This is a genomic window from Streptomyces sp. NPDC048479, from assembly GCF_040651435.1.
Lineage (GTDB): Bacteria > Actinomycetota > Actinomycetes > Streptomycetales > Streptomycetaceae > Streptomyces.
In genome coordinates, this window is record NZ_JBEZKA010000002.1 from 26,054 (window position 1) to 45,114 (window position 19,061).

Annotated in this window: 20 protein-coding genes; 5 read left to right on the plus strand and 15 right to left on the minus strand. The window is 69.6% G+C overall.

Annotation, left to right across the window (positions count from 1 at the left end; all coding sequences use genetic code 11):
- Positions 1–64: 64 nt before the first annotated feature.
- Positions 65–925 (plus strand): LLM class flavin-dependent oxidoreductase, encoded by an 861-nt coding sequence (locus AB0D12_RS02895; protein ID WP_362676430.1) that lies wholly within the window; start codon positions 65–67, stop codon positions 923–925.
- 73 nt (positions 926–998) lie between these two features.
- Here AB0D12_RS02895 and AB0D12_RS02900 read toward each other — a convergent pair whose 3' ends face one another.
- Together AB0D12_RS02900 and AB0D12_RS02905 are read right to left on the minus strand one after the other, a co-directional pair.
- Positions 999–2,294, minus strand: a complete 1,296-nt coding sequence (locus AB0D12_RS02900) for a cation:proton antiporter (RefSeq protein WP_362676432.1) — start codon at positions 2,292–2,294, stop codon at positions 999–1,001.
- Positions 2,295–2,387: 93 nt separating this feature from the next.
- The gene (locus AB0D12_RS02905; RefSeq protein ID WP_362676434.1) at positions 2,388–2,909 is read right to left on the minus strand and encodes a hypothetical protein; all 522 of its coding nucleotides are present in this window, start codon (positions 2,907–2,909) and stop codon (positions 2,388–2,390) included.
- A 114-nt stretch (positions 2,910–3,023) separates the two neighbouring features.
- Between AB0D12_RS02905 and AB0D12_RS02910 the strand changes: the two genes are divergently transcribed.
- Positions 3,024–3,485 carry a MarR family transcriptional regulator gene (locus AB0D12_RS02910; RefSeq protein WP_362676436.1) on the plus strand — a complete coding sequence of 154 codons (462 nt, stop codon included), beginning with the start codon at positions 3,024–3,026 and terminating at the stop codon, positions 3,483–3,485.
- A gap of 29 nt (positions 3,486–3,514) precedes the next feature.
- Here AB0D12_RS02910 and AB0D12_RS02915 read toward each other — a convergent pair whose 3' ends face one another.
- Both AB0D12_RS02915 and AB0D12_RS02920 read right to left on the minus strand, forming a co-directional pair.
- Positions 3,515–4,546, minus strand: coding sequence for a methyltransferase (locus AB0D12_RS02915; protein ID WP_362676438.1), 1,032 nt, complete (start codon positions 4,544–4,546; stop codon positions 3,515–3,517).
- Between the two features lie 14 nt (positions 4,547–4,560).
- Complete coding sequence (locus AB0D12_RS02920; protein ID WP_362676440.1) at positions 4,561–6,183, minus strand: FAD-dependent monooxygenase; 1,623 nt, start codon at positions 6,181–6,183, stop codon at positions 4,561–4,563.
- A gap of 208 nt (positions 6,184–6,391) precedes the next feature.
- Between AB0D12_RS02920 and AB0D12_RS02925 the strand changes: the two genes are divergently transcribed.
- The 3 genes from AB0D12_RS02925 to AB0D12_RS02935 all read left to right on the plus strand — a co-directional run bounded on the left by AB0D12_RS02925 (position 6,392) and on the right by AB0D12_RS02935 (position 9,830).
- Positions 6,392–7,408, plus strand: coding sequence for a methyltransferase (locus AB0D12_RS02925; protein WP_362676442.1), 1,017 nt, complete (start codon positions 6,392–6,394; stop codon positions 7,406–7,408).
- A gap of 46 nt (positions 7,409–7,454) precedes the next feature.
- Positions 7,455–9,053 (plus strand): FAD-dependent monooxygenase, encoded by a 1,599-nt coding sequence (locus tag AB0D12_RS02930; protein WP_362676444.1) that lies wholly within the window; start codon positions 7,455–7,457, stop codon positions 9,051–9,053.
- 90 nt (positions 9,054–9,143) lie between these two features.
- Positions 9,144–9,830: an SDR family NAD(P)-dependent oxidoreductase gene (locus AB0D12_RS02935; RefSeq protein ID WP_362676446.1), complete on the plus strand. Its 687-nt coding sequence runs from the start codon at positions 9,144–9,146 to the stop codon at positions 9,828–9,830.
- 81 nt (positions 9,831–9,911) lie between these two features.
- Here the strand turns inward: AB0D12_RS02935 and accC are convergent, their stop codons facing one another.
- The 11 genes from accC to AB0D12_RS02990 form a co-directional block, all read right to left on the minus strand.
- Positions 9,912–11,255, minus strand: coding sequence for an acetyl-CoA carboxylase biotin carboxylase subunit (gene accC, locus AB0D12_RS02940; protein WP_362676448.1), 1,344 nt, complete (start codon positions 11,253–11,255; stop codon positions 9,912–9,914).
- A gap of 2 nt (positions 11,256–11,257) precedes the next feature.
- A complete protein-coding gene (locus AB0D12_RS02945) occupies positions 11,258–11,785 on the minus strand; it encodes a biotin/lipoyl-containing protein (RefSeq protein WP_362676450.1) in 528 nt (175 codons plus the stop codon).
- Between the two features lie 65 nt (positions 11,786–11,850).
- On the minus strand, positions 11,851–13,542 hold the full coding sequence (gene accA, locus AB0D12_RS02950) for an acetyl-CoA carboxylase carboxyl transferase subunit alpha (RefSeq protein WP_362676452.1): 1,692 nt from the start codon (positions 13,540–13,542) through the stop codon (positions 11,851–11,853).
- A 14-nt stretch (positions 13,543–13,556) separates the two neighbouring features.
- Positions 13,557–13,868 (minus strand): antibiotic biosynthesis monooxygenase family protein, encoded by a 312-nt coding sequence (locus AB0D12_RS02955; protein ID WP_362676454.1) that lies wholly within the window; start codon positions 13,866–13,868, stop codon positions 13,557–13,559.
- Positions 13,858–14,232: an antibiotic biosynthesis monooxygenase family protein gene (locus AB0D12_RS02960; protein WP_362676456.1), complete on the minus strand. Its 375-nt coding sequence runs from the start codon at positions 14,230–14,232 to the stop codon at positions 13,858–13,860. Before AB0D12_RS02960 ends, AB0D12_RS02955 begins: the two co-directional genes overlap by 11 nt.
- A complete protein-coding gene (locus AB0D12_RS02965; protein WP_362676458.1) occupies positions 14,232–14,984 on the minus strand; it encodes an SDR family NAD(P)-dependent oxidoreductase in 753 nt (250 codons plus the stop codon). The genes AB0D12_RS02960 and AB0D12_RS02965 overlap by 1 nt, the downstream gene beginning before the upstream one ends.
- A 19-nt stretch (positions 14,985–15,003) precedes the next feature.
- A complete protein-coding gene (locus AB0D12_RS02970) occupies positions 15,004–15,465 on the minus strand; it encodes a DUF1772 domain-containing protein (RefSeq protein WP_362676460.1) in 462 nt (153 codons plus the stop codon).
- A 10-nt stretch (positions 15,466–15,475) separates the two neighbouring features.
- On the minus strand, positions 15,476–15,943 hold the full coding sequence (locus AB0D12_RS02975; RefSeq protein ID WP_362676462.1) for an SRPBCC family protein: 468 nt from the start codon (positions 15,941–15,943) through the stop codon (positions 15,476–15,478).
- Between the two features lie 36 nt (positions 15,944–15,979).
- Positions 15,980–17,212 (minus strand): ketosynthase chain-length factor, encoded by a 1,233-nt coding sequence (locus tag AB0D12_RS02980; RefSeq protein ID WP_362676464.1) that lies wholly within the window; start codon positions 17,210–17,212, stop codon positions 15,980–15,982.
- A 2-nt stretch (positions 17,213–17,214) separates the two neighbouring features.
- Positions 17,215–18,492, minus strand: a complete 1,278-nt coding sequence (locus tag AB0D12_RS02985; protein ID WP_362676466.1) for a beta-ketoacyl-[acyl-carrier-protein] synthase family protein — start codon at positions 18,490–18,492, stop codon at positions 17,215–17,217.
- Entirely contained in the window at positions 18,489–18,923 is a 435-nt protein-coding gene (locus AB0D12_RS02990; RefSeq protein ID WP_266538673.1) for a cupin domain-containing protein, read from the minus strand. The genes AB0D12_RS02985 and AB0D12_RS02990 overlap by 4 nt, the downstream gene beginning before the upstream one ends.
- Between the last annotated feature and the right edge of the window lie 138 nt (positions 18,924–19,061).

Sequence of the window (19,061 nt, forward strand, 5' to 3'; positions counted from 1 at the left end):
GGCGATTGAGACGCGGAGGCTCGGGGGCGGAGCTCCCGAACAAACCGACGATCAAGGAGACCCCGTGGAGATCGGAGTGGGCCTGCCCACCACAGTGCCGGACATCGACGGGCGCCGGCTCGTCGACTGGGCGCGGCTGGCGGAGAACCACGGGTTCTCCAGCCTCGGCACGCTCGACCGTCTGGTGTACGACAGTTATGAGCCGCTGACCTCGCTCGCCGCGGCGGCCGCGGTGACCGAGCGGATCCGGCTGACCACATCCATCCTGCTCGCCGCCTACCGTCCCGGCACCCCATTGCTGGCCAAGCAGCTCGCGACCATTCATGAGATCTCGGGCGGCCGGCTGACGGTCGGGGTGGCGGCCGGCGGCCGCGACGACGACTTCCGGGCCACCGGCGCCCCGTACGGCGACCGCGGGAAGCGTCTTGACTCCATCCTCACCGAGCTGGCGGAGGTCTGGGGCGGCAAGGGCCCGGTCCCCGGCATCGGCCCCTTCCCGAAGGGCGAAGGGCCGGAGATCATCGTGGGCGGCCACACTCCCGCGGCGATGGCTCGCGCGGCCCGGTTCGCCGACGGCTGGATCGCAGGCGGCAGCTCGGCGACCGCCTATGCCGAGCTGGCCCGCCAGGCCCGTGAGGCGTGGCAGGCCCGGGGTCGTACGGACGCACCGCGGCTGGTGGCGCTGGTGTACGCCTGCCTGGGGCCGGGCGCCCAGGAGGTCGCCGAGTCGTATCTGCGGGCGTACTACTCGTTCATCGGCCCGAAGGCGGAGATGGCGGCGAAGGCGGTCATCACCGATGCGGCTCGGCTGCGGGAGACGGCCGCGGCGTACGAGGCGGCGGGCTGCGACGAGCTGCTGGTCTTCCCCTGCACCGCCGAGGCGGGGCAGCTGGAGCTGCTGGCAGGGGCTACGTTCGGCCGATGACCCGGGCGCCGCACACAGGAGGGTCCGCCGGCGAGGCCGGCGGACCCTCCTGTTTCTTGCTGTGTTCGTTCGCTCAGCCCGCGGGCCGGCCGGCGGACGCGACGGGCCGCTGCTTGTGCACCTCGCTCTCCGGCACGGCCTCGGCGTAGTCGCCGATGGCTTCGGAGCCGCCCGCGCGCCGCTTCAGCAGATGCAGCAGCGGTCCGGCCATCGCGGTGGTCACCAGGGCCATGACCACCATCAGGGCGTACAACCCGGCGTCGAGGACGCCCAGTTGAAGTCCGATGGTCAGGATGACGATCTCGGTGAGCCCGCGGGTGTTCATCAGGGTCGCGAGCACTGCGCTCTGCAGCGCGGGCACACCGTTGGCCCGCGCTCCGACGAAGGCGCCGATGAACTTCCCCGAGATGGCGACGAGCAGAATGAGCCCGAGCTCGCCGAGCCCCTTCAGACCGGTCTGGGAGAGATCGACCTTGAGGCCCGCGACGACGAAGAACGCGGGGAGCAGCATCAGCCGGCTGAGGTGTTCGAACCGGTCGACGACCTGTATCCGGACCAGCTCGCTGGTGCTGCGGGGCATCACGACCCCGAACAGGAACGCGCCGAAGACGAAATGCAGCCCGAGCCATTCGGTGGCCCAGCAGGACAGCATCAGACCGCCGAGGACGACGATGAGCCGGTCGGCGGTGATCCGGCCGCTGCCCCGGCGTTCGTCGAACAGCCACCGCAGACCTGGCTTGACCGCGAAGAACATCAGGGCCGGATAGACCGGCGCGAGCAGCATGGCCCACTGCCCGCCGCCGCCCGAGACCGTGACCACGACGGCAAGCAGCGACCAGGCCACGATGTCGTCGAAAGCCGCGCTGGCGAGCGCGATCCCGCCGATTCTGGTCCGGGCCAGACCGCTGTCGGCCAGGATTCTGGCGAGCACGGGGAAGGCGGTGACGGACATGGCCGCGCCCAGGAAGAGCACGAACCCGGTCCGGTTCCCGGTGTGGTGACTGCTGCTCAGATGGAGAGCGAGCAGCACTCCGAGGGAGAACGGAAGCAGGACCGAGCAGAGCGAGACGCTCGCCGCGACCTTCTGCTTGCCGCGCATCAGGGCCAGATCGAGTTCGTATCCGATGACGAACATGAACAGGACCAGGCCGAGGTTGGCCAGTGCGGCGAGCAGCGGGCGGATGTCGGTGGGGAAGAGGAATTCGGCGACGGCGCCGCCGAACAGGCTGGGCCCCACCAGAATCCCGGCGAGTATCTCGCCGACCACGGGTGGCTGCCCCAGACGGCGCGCAGCGGCGCCGAGGACCCGGCTGAGCACGAGAATGGCCGCGAGTCCGATGAACAGAGACTGAACCTGATGAGGTGTCATACGCATGCCCCCTAAGCCTGCGGAGAGCTGCCGGGGGACCCGGAAGCCGCTGCTCCGAAGCTAAGGGGGCACGCTCAAGGCCCTGTTGAAGGATCAGCGGGCATCCCTCGGGGTTCCCTCGCGGACACTTTCGGGGGCGTGGACGGTGGGCAGAGTGCCGTCGCGGTGTGCCGTACGGCAGTCGTCGACGAACTCACGGGAGAGCATGGCGGTGAGGGTCGCCACGCCGCCGCGGACGATGCGGACCTCGCTGCGCTTGAGGACGCCGGTCAGCCGGAGGACACGGCCACCGGAGGCGGTGTGCCGCTGCATGTCCTTGACCTTGGAGCGGCCGACGTACTCCAGCTCCGACTCATCGACCACGGTGCCGTCCGGCACCAGGATCTTGAGGATGGAGCGCTCGCCGGCGATCCGGACCTCGATGTCGCCCTCGGGGATTTCGGCGGACCGCAGGTCCATCTGGACCGAGCTGCGGCGGGCGGTCACCTCGATGGTGCGGGCGACGGTCCAGTGGCCGAGTCGCTTCTCATTGGTGTAGTACGCCTCGATTCGGGCGGCTTCCTCCGTCCCGGCAGTGCCGGTCTTGACCGTGGAGACAGTGTGCTGGGTGTTCATCGCAGTGTTCCTTCCTGGAACCCGGGCAACGACCCGATCTTGACTTCTCTTGGAGCTCGACTATCTTGATGGTCAAGCTATCGATGTATTTATCTTGAAGGTCGAGTTACTTGGATGTCAAGCGATAAGAGAAAAAATCTTCAGCAGGAGCTCGCCGGCGAGATCCGCGCGCTCCAGACAGCAGTCGACTCCTTCGATGCCGCGGCCGCCGAGCGGCTGGGAATCAACCGCACCGATCTGCACTGCCTGGACATCCTCATGCAGCGCGAAAGCGCCGCACCCAGCGAACTGGGTGCGGCGCTCGGACTCACCACGGGCAGTGTCACGGCCCTGCTGGACCGCCTGGACCGACTCGGCTATGTGACCCGCTCCCCCGATCCCAGGGACCGGCGCAAGTCGGTGGTGCGGCCGGCACCGGAAGCCGTACGGGCCGTGGAGGAGCTCTTCGGCCCACTCGCGCAGGACGGCTTCCGGCATGTCGCGCGCTACACCACCGAGCAGCTGGAACTGCTGCTGGACTTCATGCGCAGCAGCCGGGAGCTGCAGGAGCGGCACCTCGACCGGATCCGGTCGTGACCCCGCGACCCCGCAACCCCACGAACCGCTCAGTCCTTGTGGGCGATGACCAGAGTGACGTCGTGCCCGAGTGAGGTGCGGGTGACCTCGGCATAGCCGGCCTCCCGCATCCACTCGGCACACTGCTCGAACCGGTAGCCCTTGCCGTGCGGCGTCATCAGCTGCAGGTTCAGGCTGCGGATCAGATTGCGCAGATAGCTCTCGTCGTCATCGACGATGACCGGGTCCCAGACCAGGAAAGCCCCGCCGGGACGCACCGCGGCGAAGGTGTTCTTCACCAGCTGCTTGCGCTGCTCGTCGTTCCAGTCGACCAGCGCATGCCCGATCATGAGCACATCGGCCTGCGGCAGCGGATCGGCGAAGAAGTCACCGCCGTGGTAACGGACCTTCTCCGCCATGCCGATGGCGGACATATGGGCGGTGAAGTCCCCATCGAGCTGCGGCAGGTCGAAGACACACGCATCCAGATGCGGATGCGCCTTCACCAGCCCGGCCAGTACGTTGCCCCGGCAGCCGCCGAGTTCGAGGACCGAGGAGTACTTCGCCCATCCGAACGACTCGGTGAGCGCCGGGATCAGCGGGCGGCTGGCGTCCTCCGCCATGCCGACCAGACCGTCCTTCTTCTCGTCGCTCTCGTAGAGCTCGCCGAACATGTCCTCACCGGTGTACGTGGCGGCCTGCGGGGCACCCGTACGCAGCGCCTCGCCCAGCTTGTCCCACGCCGGGTACATCACCTGGCCCGCGATCCGCAGGAAGCCGCCCAGATACCCCTCGTCCCCGGGTACCAGGAACTGCTGCGCCGCCCGGGAGTTGGAGAACTCCCCGCCGTCGGAGCGCTCCAGGAACCCGAGTTCGACCAGCGCGGCCAGAAAGTGGTCGGTGCCCCGTGTGTGCAGGCCCAGCCGCTCCCTGATCGCGTCCTCGGTGGCCGGCTTCTTCGCCAGCTCCTTGAACAGCCCGATCTCAATGCCCGTCAGGACCAGCCGCGCGGGCTGGAAGGCCATCGCCTGCGCCAGCACGGCGCCGGGATGAACTGCAGCGCCTGCTTCGTATCCGGTCATCTGCGCCCCTCCTCTCACGGAGCCGGTACGGCGGCGGTCTCGACGCCCGAGGCCCGGGCGAGCACATCCGCGAGCTCACTCTGCGGATCGTCGCCTCCCCCGGCCGACCGCCAGGACACAAAGGCGTCCGGCCGCACCAGCACCGCGCCGCCACGGCCCACGCCGTAGACCTCCGCCCAGTCGCGGTCGGTGGACTTGAGCTCCTCGTCCGGTCCGATCGCGTACGTACGCAGCGGAATGCCGAGCTTCTCCGCGATCGGCACCGCGGCCTCGGCCCAGGAACCGCCGTCGGGCCCGGTCAGCAGCACGAACGAGTCCCAGAACAGGTCGATCGTGGAGATCGTCTCGCCGCCCCGCTCCAGCCAGACGTGCGGGGCCCTGGTGCCGGCTTCGCCGGTCAGCTCCAGGTTCGGCGTGAGCACCTTCGTACCCATGGCGCCGACGATGGACGTGGAGCGGTACCGGTAGCCGAGCGTGATGATCACGTCGTCCACGAAGTCGGCCCGGTCCTGCTCGGTGGAGTAGCCGTGCCGGATGCGGTTGCGCACCAGCGCCTGCTCCGACATGGCGGTGCCCAGCGGGCGGCGCTCGGCGTCATAGGTGTCGAGCAGCGCCTCGGAGCCCCAGCCGTGCTGGACGGCGGCGAGCTTCCACGACAGGTTGTGCGCGTCGTGGATACCGGTATTGGCGCCGAACCCGCCGGCCGGCGGGTGCACATGGGCGGCGTCCCCCGCCAGGAAGACCCGGCCGGCGCGGAAGGTCTCCGAGACCAGCTGGGCGCCCTGCCACGGCACCTTGTCCATGATCTCGACGTCGATGTCCTTGCCGGAGGCCCGGCGGACGATGTCGATGCACCGCTGGTCGGTGTAGTCCTCGGGCTTCTCGCCCTTCTCCGGGAAGTAGATGGGCGCGGCCAGCCACGGGTCGCACCCATGCAGCCGGGACAGGCCCATCAGGGTGCCGCCCGCCGAGGCGTAGCACAGGATGAACTTGGTGTCCTTGAGCAGCGTCTCCAGCTCCGGCGCCCGGAAGTAGATGCTCAGGGCGTTGAACACCGTGCCGCGGCCGACCCGCTTGACTCCGAGCGCCTCACGGATGCGGCTGCCCGCTCCGTCGGCGCCCACGAGGTAGTCGGCGCGGATGGTGAACCGCTTTCCGCTGCCGCCCTCTTCGGCGATGGCGGTGACGCCGTCGGCGTCCTGCTCGAACGAGATCAGCTTCGTGTTGAAGCGGACGTCCGCGCCGTACTCCTTGGCCTTGGCCACCAGTACCTTCTCGTACCGGTCCTGGCCGCAGCCCATCACACGCTCGGGGCTCACCGTCTCGCCGTCCAGCGACGGCGACTCCAGCAGCTCCGCGTTGTCGATGTCGGAGAACGTCTCGACCTTGATGATCCCGCCCTCGAAGTAGGCATGGGAGTCACCCATTTCGAGCGCGCGGATGTCCTTGCCGAGTCCCGCCGCGCGGAACAGTTCCATGGTCCGGGCCTGCAGACCCGGGGCGCGGGGCAGCATGGAGGTGCTGTCCCTCTTCTCCAGGAGCATCGTGCGTACTCCACGCCGGCCGCTGAACAGTGCAGTGGACAGGCCGACGGGACCACCACCGACGATCAGCACCGGGATCTTCACGTCATACATGCATATCCCCTCTGGGCAAGCTGGGCTTCCGCCGGGATCCCTCCACGGCACCCAAAATGAGTAGCCACGCCGACTTGAGGCGCAGTGGAGATGCAGCGGTGAGGTGGCTGCCCCAGTCCCCCTTGAGGTGATCTCAACCCGCGGCGTGGATTCTCCGCCACAGCGGCCTGGCGCCAGGCCATGCGCCGTGTTGGAAGGAGTCCTGCGCATGACGCAAACCAGCCCGGATGTCAGCACGTCGGCCGGAATCATCCGGCTGAGCAACGCGTTCTGCGACGCCAAGGCGCTGCTGACCGCAGTCGAACTGGATCTGTTCACCACGCTGCACACGAAGGGGGCCTCCACCGAGGAGGAGATCCGCAAGGAGCTCGGACTGCACGGGCGGGGCCTGAGCGACTGGCTGAACCTGCTGACGTCGCTGGGCCTGCTGGAGCGTGCGGACGGCGGGTACCGCAACGCCAAGGGCGCGGACACCTACCTGGTGCGCGGGGAGCGCACCTGGGTGGGCGGCTTCCTTGAGCGCTCCAACCGCAACCTGTACCCGGCCTGGGGCCGGCTCGGCGAGGCGCTGCGCACCGGCGAGCAGCAGTCCGGCAGCCACTTCGACGTGGTCGTCGAGAACCCCCACATCCTCAAGCAGTTCGTGCACATGATGGACGCCCTCACGCATGTCGTCGGTCCCGAGCTGGTCGGCAAGTTCGACTGGTCCGGCTCCAAGTCGGTGCTCGACGTGGGCGGCGCCCGTGGCAACCTCTGCTCGATCATCGTGAAGAACCAGCCGCACCTGGAGGGCCATGTCTTCGACCTGCCCCCGATGGAGCCGCTGTTCGACGAGCACGTGGAGAGCTACGGCCTGACCGGCAAGGTCCACTTCCACGGCGGCAGCTTCTTCACCGAGCCGCTGCCCGTGAAGGCGGACGTGGTGACCATGGGCCACGTGCTGCACGACTGGGACGAGAAGCAGCGCGGTGAGCTGGTGGCCAAGGCGTTCGAGGCGGTGAACCCCGGCGGTGCGCTGATCGTCTACGACCGGATGCTCGACGACGAGCCCGACCACGTCGAGAACCTGGTGATCAGCCTGGACATGCTGCTCGTCACCGACGGCGGCTCCGAGTACCCGACCTCCGAACTCCTCGCGCACGCCAAGAACGCCGGCTTCGCATCGACCGAGGTCTCCCCGCTCAGCGACTACGACACGGTCGTCGTCTGCCGCAAGGCCGCGTGAGCGCGGTCCGGTCGGCTGGTCACGCCCCGAGGAAAGGAATCCGTCCATGAGCAAGACCCCTGAGGAGGTCCCGGTCCTCGTCGTCGGAGGTGCGGTGACCGGATTGTCGACCGCGGTCTTCCTCGGCTGGCACGGGATACGTTCGCTGGTGGTCGAGCGGCACCCGGACACCCTCAGCCACCCGCGTTCGCGTGGTGTCAATCCGCGTACGGTCGAGCTGTACCGGCAGGTCGGGCTCGAGGACCGGTTGTGGTCGGAGGCCAGCCTCGCCACGGACTTCAGCAAGCTGCTGATGATCCGTGCCGAGACCCTGGCGGGACAGGAGATCTTCAGCGGTCCGACCGACCAGCCCGACCCGAGCGGTTCGGTCAGCCCCTGCGAGTGGGCGCCGATCGACCAGGACCGGCTGGAGCATCTGCTGCGCGAGCGCGCCGGGGAACTCGGCGCGGAGCTGGCGTTCTCCACCGAGCTGGTCTCCTTCGAGCAGGACGACAGCGGCGTCACCGCCGTCCTGAAGGACACCGGCACGGGGGCCGAGCGCACGGTCCGCGCCAAGTATCTGGTGGCGGCCGACGGCAGCCGCAGCCCGATCCGTAACAGGCTGGGCATCGAGTCCGACGGACCCGGCGAGTTCGCCACCACCGTGTCGGTGCTCTTCGAGGCCGATCTGAGCAAGGCAGCCAGGGGCCGTCCTGTCGGGGTCTGCTACCTCGACAAGCCGGCGCCGTCGACGATCCTGTTCGCGCACGACGGCAGGAAGCGGTGGATCTTCGCCACCGCGATGCCGCCCGGGGACACTCTCGACGACATCACCGAGGAGAAGGCCGTCGAGCTGGTGCGCGCCGCGATCGGAGAACCCGGTCTCGAGGTCGGGATCATTGCGCAGCTGCCGGCCGGCGGGGCGAAGTGGCTCAGCTTCGTCATCGGCGCGCAGGTGGCCCGCGACTACCGTCAGGGCCGGGTCTTCCTGGTCGGTGACGCGGCCCATCTGGTGCCGCCCACCGGCGGGTTCGGGGCCAGCCTGGGCATCCAGGACGCGAACAACCTCGCCTGGAAGCTCGCGGCGGTCCTCGACGGTGAGGCCGGTCCCGAGCTGCTCGACACGTACCAGGCGGAGCGCCACCCGGTCGCCTGGATGACGCTCCAGCAGGCCCTGGGAATGATGCAGGAGCGTACGGGCGACGAGGGGGAGGGCCAGGACCAGGCGGACGCCTACGGCACCACGGTGTTCGGCTACCGCTACAGCCCCGGCCCGCCCGTGCCGCCGCAGCAGCTCAGTGGGGAGCCGGGCACGCGGGCCCCGCATCTGGAGCTGGAGCGCGACGGGAAGAGCATCTCCGTGCTCGATCTGTACGGCCGGACTCCGGTGGTCATCACCGCCGAGGGCGGGCAGGTATGGGTGGATGCGGCGAAGGCCGTCGCCGACGACCTCGGCGTCACGCTCACCGCGCACCGGATCGGCGGTCCTGGCGCGGCGATCGTCGCACCGGGGAACGGGGTGGCCAAGACGTACGGCATCGAGGCGGGCGGCGCTGTCCTGGTCCGCCCCGACGGGTTCGTCGCCTGGCGCTGGGCGGGCTCCGTCGCCGATCCGCAAGGTGAACTGGCCGCGGCAGTAGGTCAGTTGCTCTCCCGTACCACCTGATCGACCCAGCTGGTACGTGGGAGGGCCGGCACCCCCGTCCGGGGTGCCGGGCCCTCCCTTCGTCGTCCCAACCCCGGAAAGGCACCTGTCATGGCTACTGTTCCCCGCACCGTGCTGGTGACCGGCGGCAATCGAGGACTGGGGCTGGCGGTCGCGGCCCTGATGCACGCTCAGGGTCATCGCGTCGTCGTCGCCGCGCGTGACGAGGAAGCGGCCCGCAAGACCGCCGCCGCTCTGGGCGACGGCGCGTCCGGCGTCGCCCTGGACATCACCGACCCGGACTCCGTGGCGCGCGCCGCCGCCGGAACGGGAGCTGTCGACATCCTGGTCAACAACGCGGGCGTACAGCTGGACTGGGGCAATACGCCCTCCGCGATCCCGCTCGATCTGGTGGAGCGGACCCTGGAAGTGAATCTGCTGGGGTCCTGGCGGGTCGCACAGGCGTATGTGCCCGCGATGGTCCGGCGCGGCTGGGGCCGGGTCGTCAATGTCTCCAGCGGCACCGGCACGTTCACCATCGGCATCGCCGCGCAGTGCCCCGCCTACTCGGTCTCCAAGGCGTCGCTGAACGCCCTCACCGTCATGCTGGCCAAGGAGACCGAGGGCTCGGGCGTCCTGGTCAACGCGGTCAACCCCGGGCTCGTACGCACCCGTATGCGGCCGGAGGCCGCACAGTCCCCCGAGGCCGCGGCCGAAGCCGTCGCCCGTGCGGCGACGCTCCCCGACGACGGCCCTTCAGGGGTTCTCTTCCGCCGGGACACCGTCGTCGGCTGGTGAGACTCGACCGACGACGAGTCCCGACGCACGACGCCCGCGGGCCCTGACAGCACGCTGTCAGGGCCCGCGGGCGTCCCGGTGTCAGGGCCGGGTGTCGAGGAACGAGGTGTCGTGCTTGCCGTCCCGGAACACCGGGTCGGCGATGACCTCCCGCAGCAGCGGGATGGTGGTGTGCACCCCGGGGCCGGCGATGCGGAACTCGGCCAGCGCCCGGTCCATCCGGTCCAGCGCCTGATCCCGCTGGGGCGCCCAGGTGATCACCTTGGCGAGCAGCGAGTCGTACTGCGAGGGCACCCGCCAGCCCGCGTAGCCGTGGGTGTCCACCCTCACGAAGGGGCCGCCGGGCGGCACGAACTCCTCCAGCGTGCCGGGACAGGGCGCGAAGTTGCGGGCCGGGTCCTCGGCGTTGACCCGGCATTCGACGGCGGCACCGCGCGGGGCGAGGTCCTCCTGGCAGAAGCCGAGGCTCTCCCCCGCTGCGACGCGGATCTGTTCGCGTACGAGATCGACCCCGAACACCGCCTCGGTCACCGGATGTTCCACCTGGATACGGCAGTTCATCTCCATGAAGGAGAAGCCCTCGTCGTGGACGAGGAATTCGAAGGTGCCCGCGCCGGTGTAACCGACCGCTCGGGCGCCGCGCACCGCGGCACGAGCCATCGCTGCCGTGAGTTCCTTGTGCAGGCCTGGTCCCGGACTCTCCTCGATGAGCTTCTGGTGCCTGCGCTGCACAGAGCAGTCGCGTTCGCCGAGGTGCAGAACCGTGCCATGGCCATCCGCGAGTACCTGGACCTCGATATGGCGTGCGCTGTCGCAGAAGCGCTCCAGGTAGACCCGGTTGTCGCCGAATATGGCCTGTGCGGTGGCGCGGGTCTGGCGGTAGGCGGGAAGCAGTTCGCTCTGCTGGCGTACGACGGTCATTCCGCGCCCGCCGCCACCCGCCGCGGCCTTGATGATCAGCGGGAAGCCGATCCGGCCGGCGAGGTCGGTCGCTTCGGCGGCGCTGTCCACCGTGCCGGGGCTGCCCGGCAGCACCGGCAGTCCCGCGTCCGTCATCAGCGCCCTGGCCACGGCCTTGTCCCCGAGGCGGGAGAGCACTTGGGGCCGCGGGCCGATGAATACCAGTCCGTTGTCGGCGCAGATCTCGGCGAAGTCGGGGTCTTCGGAGAGGAAGCCGTAGCCGGGGTGGACGGCGTCGGCCCCGGTGCGCAGCGCGGCCTCGATCACCGCGGGCGCGGAGAGGTAACTCTTGCGCGGCATACCGGGGCCGATCTGCACCGCGGTGTCGGCGGCCCGTACGTGTGCGCTGTCCTTGTCGGCGGTGGAGTGCACCGCGACGGTACGGATGCCCATCTCCTTGCAGGTCCTGATCACCCGCAGCGCGATCTCGCCCCGGTTGGCGATCAGGATCGTGTCGAAGGCCATGGTCATCCCTCTCCGGCCGGGCTCACGGAGTCCTCGGGGTCGAGGAGCACCAGTGGCTGTCCGTACTCGACCGAGGTGCCGTCGTCGACGAGCACCTCGACCACCCGTCCCGCCCTGGTGGCCTCGAGCGGGTTCATCAGCTTCATCGCCTCGATGACGCCGAGCTGCTGGCCCACCTCGATACGGTCGCCGGGGCGGACGAAGGGCGGGGAGCCGGGTGAGGGTGCGATATAGAACGTGCCGACCAGCGGCGCGCACTCGTGGTATCCGTCGACCGACTCCTCATCGTTGGCCGGCGCGGCGGCGGGCTCGCGGGCGGTGGGCGCCTGCCCCTCCTCCCACTCCACCTCGATGCTGGCCGCGCCCAGGGCCACCCGGACCCGGCGCGGGTGGCTGGTGCCGACTCGTACGACGTCCGCGATGCTGCGGCAGATATCGGTGAGAGCCAGCGCGCTGGTGTCGTAGTCCAGACCGGCGAGCGGATCGCCGGTCCTGGTGGTGCCGAGGCTCTCCTTGGTCACTTCGCTCATCGGTCTCTCTCCGTAGAACCTGCCGTCGTATCTGCCGTCGTATGTACCGTTGCCGTGGGGCCTGGTCACGTCCGTGATTCCAGGTCGTGGGCCAGTCCGAAGGCCCGGAAGCGCCGTCGGCGCGAAGCCGGTGACGCGGGGACGCCGCGCAGCTCACGGAGCGCGACAACGGCCGCACGGCGCACGGCGTCGCTCATCGCGGTGGTGTCCTTGTGTCCGCCGCCCTCGGGCTCCGGGATCACTCCGTCGACCACGCCGAGGCGCAGCAACGAGGCGGCGTCGAGGGCGAGTTCGTCAGCAGCCACCGCCGCCTCGGCCGCGTTCTTCCAGAGGATCGCCGCACAGCCCTCCGGGCTGATCACCGAGTAGGTGGCGTTGGCGCACATCAGCACCCGGTCGGCCACGCCGAGCGCGAGCGCTCCGCCGCTGCCGCCCTCGCCGGTCACCACGGCCACCACCGGCACGGACAGCGAGCCCATCAGCCGCAGGTTCTCCGCTATGGCGTTGGACTGGCCCTTCTCCTCGGCGGTGAGGCCTGGATAGGCGCCAGGGGTGTCGATCAGGGTCACCACAGGAATGCCCAGTTTGGCGGCGAGCCGCATCAGCCGGGCTGTCTTGCGGTATCCGGCCGGTGAGGGCATACCGAAGTTGCGGCTGACGAGTTCGGCCGTGGTGTGACCCTTCTGATGGCCGATCACCATGACGGGCAGTCCGTCGAGGCGGCCGAGGCCGCCGACGATCGCCGGGCACTCCTCGCCCGCCCGGTCGCCGTGCAGTTCGACAAAGCCGTCCAGCCAGTATCCGATGTGCTCGAGCGCCGTGGGCCGGCCGGCCTCACGGGCCAGCTGGACACAGTCCCAGGCCGGGAGCTGGTCCAGGAGCTGGCTGTCGCGGACCACCGGGTCCTCCTCGCCCGCGCCCCAGTCGGGGCCCGGCTCCTCGGCCACGGCGAGCAGTCTGCTGAGCCGCGCGCGCAGTTCGGTACGCGGCCAGACATCGTCCACCAGGCCGTGGTCCAGGAGGAATTCGGCGGTCTGGAAACCTGCGGGAAGCTGCTGCCCGATGGTCTGCTCGATGACCCGCGGTCCGGCGAAGCCCATCCGGGCGCCCGGTTCCGCGACCACCACGTCGGACAGCGTCGCGAAGGAGGCGGCCACCCCGCCGTACGTCGGGTCGGTGACCAGAGTGACGGTGAGCAGTCCTGCCTCGTCCAGCTCGGCCAGCGCGTTGCTCGTCTTGGCCATCTGCATCAGGGAGAGAGCGCCCTCCTGCATGCGCGCTCCGCCGGACGCGGTGACGATCAGCAGCGGCACCCGGTCCTTCAGCGCGGTCTCGGCGGCCGTGGTGATCGCCTCACCCGCCGCCACCCCCAGACTGCCTCCGAAGAAGCGGAAGTCCATGACGGCGGCGACGAGCGGCCGTCCGTCGATCCGGCCGCGGACCACCAGCACGGCATCCTGCTGCCCGGTACGGGCTCTGGCCTGCTGCAGCCTTTCCGCGTACGGCTGTTGGTCGACGAAGTCCAGTGGATTGAGCTGGGTGGCCGGTACGGGCACCGCCTGTGTGCTGCTCGAGTCGAAGAGCTGCGCGATACGGCTGGGTGCGTCGAGCCTGGCGTGCGCCCCGCACTCCGGGCAGACCCGCAGCAGACGCGCGTAGCGCTTGCCGTAGACCAGTGAGCGGCAGCCGGAGCAGGAGACCCATGCCACCTGCTCGCCGGCGGTGGCGTTGGCTGCGGGTTGAACCGTGGTGGTCATCTCTTACTAGCCCTTCAGTAGGCCGCCTCTACCTCGTAGATGCCGAACGGCACGGCGAGCCGGGTGTCGCGGTACGGGCGCAGAGGTGCCGTGTCCTCGCGGTGTCCGGCGCCCTCTTCCCAACGCCGGAACGCGGCCAGATCGGCCCAGCGGCTCACGACGACGAGCGAGGTGGGGTCCAGCGGTGAGCGCAGCAGCTCGTTGCCGAGCATGCCGGGCACTTCCGCCAGTCGCTTGCTGACCAGGTGGTACGCGGCGCGTACCGCCTCCAGCTGCTCGTCGTCGTGGGCCGCCTGGTGGACCAGGACCCGTACCTCACACGGCATGCGCGGAGGCCTTGCCCTGGATGTGCGCCACCACCCGCATGGTGTTGAACGAGCCCTTGCCGCGGTAGGGGTGGAGCCGTTCGCGGTGGGCGAGGTGGGCCTCGCTGGACTCGAACTCGCGGAATCCGGGCTCGTCGGTCCAGTCGCTGACGATGAAGTACACGCTCTCCTCGGCGGTGTCCTTGGACAGCCACTGGCCCAGGCAGGCGGGGTGGCCGGTGACCGCCTCGGTGCTGCCGCGCCATGCCTTCTCGAAGTCCGCGTCGAGGCCCGGGTTGATCTCCATCCGCAGGAGTACCCGGAACGCGCCCTCGTTTCCCGAGCTGTTGCGGTTGCTGTTGTCGTTGCTGTTGCCGTTGGTCATCAGGAGATTCCCCCGTCGACGCCTATGGTGGCCCCGGTGACGTACCGGGACAGATCGCTGGCAAGCCAGAGGATCGCGCCCGCCACCTCTTCGGGGGTGCCGAGCCTGCCTAGCGCCGTCTTGGCGCTGTACCGCTCGATCATCAGCTTCTGCTGCTCCGCCGGCATCTTGTGCAGGTTCTCGGTCTCGATGACGCCGAGTGCGACGACGTTGAAGCGGATGCCCTTGGAGCCGAACTCCTTGGCCAGGGACCGGTTCAGACCGACGATGGCCGCCTTGGTGGTGGTGTAGTGGGAGCGCAGCGGAATGCCGGCCTCGACGGCCTTGGAGCCGATGGTGACCACCGAGGAGCCCCTGCGCAGCAGCGGCAGGGCGTTCTGGATCACCAGATGGGACCCGGTGATGTTGGTGTCGATGATCCGCCGCCATTCGTCGAACGGCAGCTCCGCGTACGGGATGTGGCTGATGGCGCCCGCGTTGTTGACCACGAGGTCGAGGCGGCCGAAGTGCGCCTTGGCCTGCGCCAGCAGCGCGGTGACATCGGCCGGATCGGCGACGTCAGCCTTGACGACATGGTGGTCGCCGCCGGTCTCCTTGAGTTCCTTCTCGAGCGATGTGACGGCGTCGCTGGAGTTCTGGTAGCAGGTCAGGACATCGACGCCGGCCTGGGCCAGCGCCCGTACGATGCCTCGGCCGACTCCTCGGGTGCCGCCGGTGACCAGGGCTTTCTTGCCCGTAAGGCCGAGATCCATGGTTCTCCTCCGGAAGAGTTCAGAGCAACAGTGCGAGGGCACAGCAGTTGGCGAGCAGCGCAAGCACGGTGAGCACGCTGCGCCGCTGGTTCCAGGCGCCCCAGTTCCAGCGCGGGTCATTGGCCTCGAAGTCGTCCGGCAGATTGTCCGGATCGAGCGTCTGGACCCACTTGTTGACCGGGACGTTCTTGGTGAGCGAGATGGTGACGGTGGCGGCCGCGAGCACGGCGCCGGTGATGAACAGGGCGCGGACCGCCTGGCCCGGGGCGATCACCGCCAGTACGACATCGCCGATCAGCGTCCCGAGCAGGCACAGCGGCATCGCCGGGTCGTAACGGGTGGCGAAGAAGGAGTGCGCGTGCACATAGCGGTCGGCGGGCAGTGCGGCGAGCAGCGGCCAGCCGCCGAGCTGGGTGCCGAGGAGCACTCCGGCGGCCAGTCCGTTGACCAGGACGACCAGGGGGACCAGAAGGGCGATCACCTGATTCCTCCTAGCCCGCCGTGGTCCGGCGGGTGGCCTCGGCCTCGACCTTCTGCTTGATCAGGTTCATCTGGATACCGGTGTTGCGGTTGAGGTGCTCGGTCATACCGGCGTCGCTGGCCGGGGCCTCGGGCTTCATATGGAAGTCCTGCACCCAGCGCATCCGTACGCCGTCGTCCTCCTGGGTGTACTCCCAGTACAGGCGCATGAATTCGAAGGGTCCGGTCTCGACCCGGAAGGCCTGGACGGTCCTGGTCTCGGGGTCGGGGATGCGCTTGGAGACCCAGCTCCAGACATTGCCGTCCTCGTCCGGGTGCATGGTCAGCCGGAAGGTGATCTCCTTGCCCTCCTCCTCGAGCACCTCGACGGACGCGTACTCGCTGAAGAGCTGCGGCCAGGACTTCAGGTCATTGGTCAAGTCCCAGACCAGGCCCATCGGCGCGTCGATCACGATGCTGTTGTCGGTGTGTCCCGCCATGGCGGCCTCCTGCCGGTAGTCGGTGTGGCGCGGTGGTCAGTCGGCCCGTCCGAGGACGAGCGCGGCGTTGAAGCCGCCGTGCCCGCGGGCGACCACGAGCGCGGTGCGCAGTTCCTGGTGGCGCGGTTCGCCGAGCACCAGGTCGATCTCGTGTCCGGGGGCGACCGCGGTGGGTCCCACGGTGTGCGGGATCACCTGGTCGCGCAGCGACAGCAGCGCGGTGGCGACGTCGAGGGGCGCGCCCCCGCCGTACAGCCGGCCGGTCAGTGTCTTGGGCGCGGTGACAGGGACGCCACGCGCGCCGAAGATCTCGGCGAGCGCCTCGGCCTCGGCCAGATCGTCCGCGGGCACGCCGACCGCGTCGGCGAACACCACGTCCACAGCGCCGGGTTCGAGCTGTGCGTCCGCGAGCGCGGCGGCGATGGTGCGGCGCAGCGACGGCGGGCGCTCGGAGCCGGGTGGCGGGTCGAAGCCGGCGGCGTAGCCGAGCACCCTGCCGTAGATCTTCTGCGCGCCGCGGGCCTCGGCGGCTTCGGCGCTCTCGACGATGAGCATCGCGCCGCCCTCGCCGGGCAGATAGCCGGATGCCTCGGTGTCGAAGGGCAGATAGGCGCGGACGGGGTCCTGAACGGTGGAGAGATTGCCCGTGGACAGCTGCGCGGTGAGTCCGTACGGGCACAGGGAGGCATCCGTCCCGCCGGTGACGACGAGGCGGGAGCCGGTGCGGATCAGCCGCCGGGCCTGGCCGATGGCGTCAAGACCGCCGGCCTGCTCGCAGCAGATCACTCCGCAGGGGCCGCGCAGCCCGTGCCGGATGGAGACCTGGCCGGTGGTGGCGGCGTAGAACCAGGCGATCGACTGGTAGGCGCCGACCCACTCGGGGTTGTGCTGGTAGAGGTTCTCCATCTCGTGCTGGCCGAACTCGGTGCCGCCGGATGAGCTGGAGGTCACCACGGCCAGTTCGTACTCCGGCAGTTCGGCCGGGTTCACCTGCGCGTCGGCGATGGCCGCCTCGGCCGCGGACAGCCCCAGATGCGTCCAGCGGTCGGTCTGCGCGATCAGCCGGCTCGGCACCTGTTCCTTGGTGACGAAGTCCGGCACCTCGCCCGCCAGCCGCACCGGGTACGCGGACGGGTCGAAGCGGCTGATCCGGCCGATGGCCGGTGTCCCGCCGAGGACGGCGGTCCAGTGCGCCTCGGCGCTCAGGCCGGTCGGCGCGACGACGCCGAGACCGGTGATGACCGGGGCCTGTGCTGTGGCAGCGCTCACCGTCAGCTCCTCCCGTACTCGACCGTGCCCGGCCGGGCCAGCAGCATGGCGCTCTGGAAGCCGCCAAAGCCGCTGCCGACGCTGAGCACCACATCCATCCGGTGCTCCCGGGCGGTCAGCGGCACATAGTCCAGATCGCACTCCGGATCGGAGGTGCGCAGATTCGCGGTGGGCGGCACCACTTGGCGGTCCAGCGCCAGTGCGCAGGCCGCGACCTCGATGGAGCCGATGGCGCCCAACGAGTGGCCGACCATCGACTTGATCGAGCTGACCGGCACCTTGTACGCGTGGCCGCCGAGTGTGCGCTTGAAGGCGGCGGTCTCGTGCCGGTCGTTCTGCTTGGTGCCCGAGCCGTGCGCGTTGATGTAGTCCACGGAGGTCGGGGCGAGCCGGGCCCGGTCCAGGGCCACCTTGATCGCCTCGGCCATCTCTCGTCCGTTGGCCTTCAGGCCCGTCATGTGGAAGGCGTTGCTGCGTCCCGCGAAGCCGACGAGCTCGCCGTAGATATGGGCGCCGCGACGCTCTGCGGCCGCCTTCTCCTCCAGAACAAGGACTGCCGAGCCCTCCGCGAGGACGAAACCGTCGCGGTCCTGGTCGAAGGGGCGGGAGGCGTGCTCCGGGTCGCCGTTGTTGGGCGAGGTGGCCTTGATGGCGTCGAAGCAAGCCGCGGTGATCGGGGAGAGCGGGGCGTCGGTCGCGCCGGTCAGCACGACGTCGGCCGTCCCCTCCTCGATGAGCTGCGCGCCGTGCCCGATGGAGTCGAGTCCGGAGGTGCAGCCGGTGGAGATCAGGGCGACGGGTCCTTCCGCGCCCACTTCCCAGGCGACTTCGACGGCCAGGGTGCTCGGCACCATGTAGCCGTACAGATGCGGCACTCCATAGGTGTGGTCCACCAGCCAGTGCCGGCCGGCGTCGCTGAGCAGGACGTACTCCTCCTCGAGCCCCATGGTGCAGCCGACGGCGCTGCCGATGCTCACACCGATGCGCTCGGGCGGAGTGTTCGCGAAGTCGAGACCGCTGTCCTCGACGGCCTCACGCGCGCTGACCACCGCGAACTGCGCCGCGCGGTCCATGCGGCGGACCTGGCGCGGGTTCAGTCCGGCGGCCACCGGGTCGAAGTCGGCCTCGGCTGCCACCTGCGAGCGGAAGGCGCTGGGGTCGAACAGCGTGATCCGGCGGGTCGCGGTGCGCCCCGCGGAGAGCAGGTCCCAGAATGCCTCCCTGCCCACCCCTCCCGGCGCCACCACACCGATGCCGGTGATGACGGCCCTACGGCTCACTGGGCACCGCCCACCTGGGGGTTGGACTCCTGCGGCCGCTGGACCTTCTCGGTGTCCACGTGCCCGAGTTCGGGGCGGGGCGCCAGAGGTGAGAGATGGAACGCGCCGCTCGCCGTCTCGGTGCCGGTGTTGACCAGCCGGTGGCGTACGCCGATCGGCACCAGCAGCGAGTCGCCGGGGCCGAGCGTGATCGGCTGGCCGTCCATCGTCATCTCCAGCTGGCCGGAGACGACATGCAGGAACTCCTCGGAATACGGGTGGTAGTGCTCGGTGACGAAGTCGCCCGGCTCCAGGGTCAGCACACCGCCGAATCCGGAAGTGCACCCCACTGTCCTGGGGCTGAGCGTCGTCCGGATATCGCCGCCGCGCCGGGTGTTGGCCTCGACGTCGTCAGCGTGCACCCGCACGGTGCGCGTGATCTCGGTGGTCACTGCCCGCCTCCTCAACGACCTGGTCCGTCCAGTGGCTGGAACCGTCGCAGCCGTTCCTACAGACCGGCTCGAAGAGGCATTGATGTGCCTGCACCACGCCCCGGTGTACTCACGCTCGAGCCGACGGCGAGCGTTGTG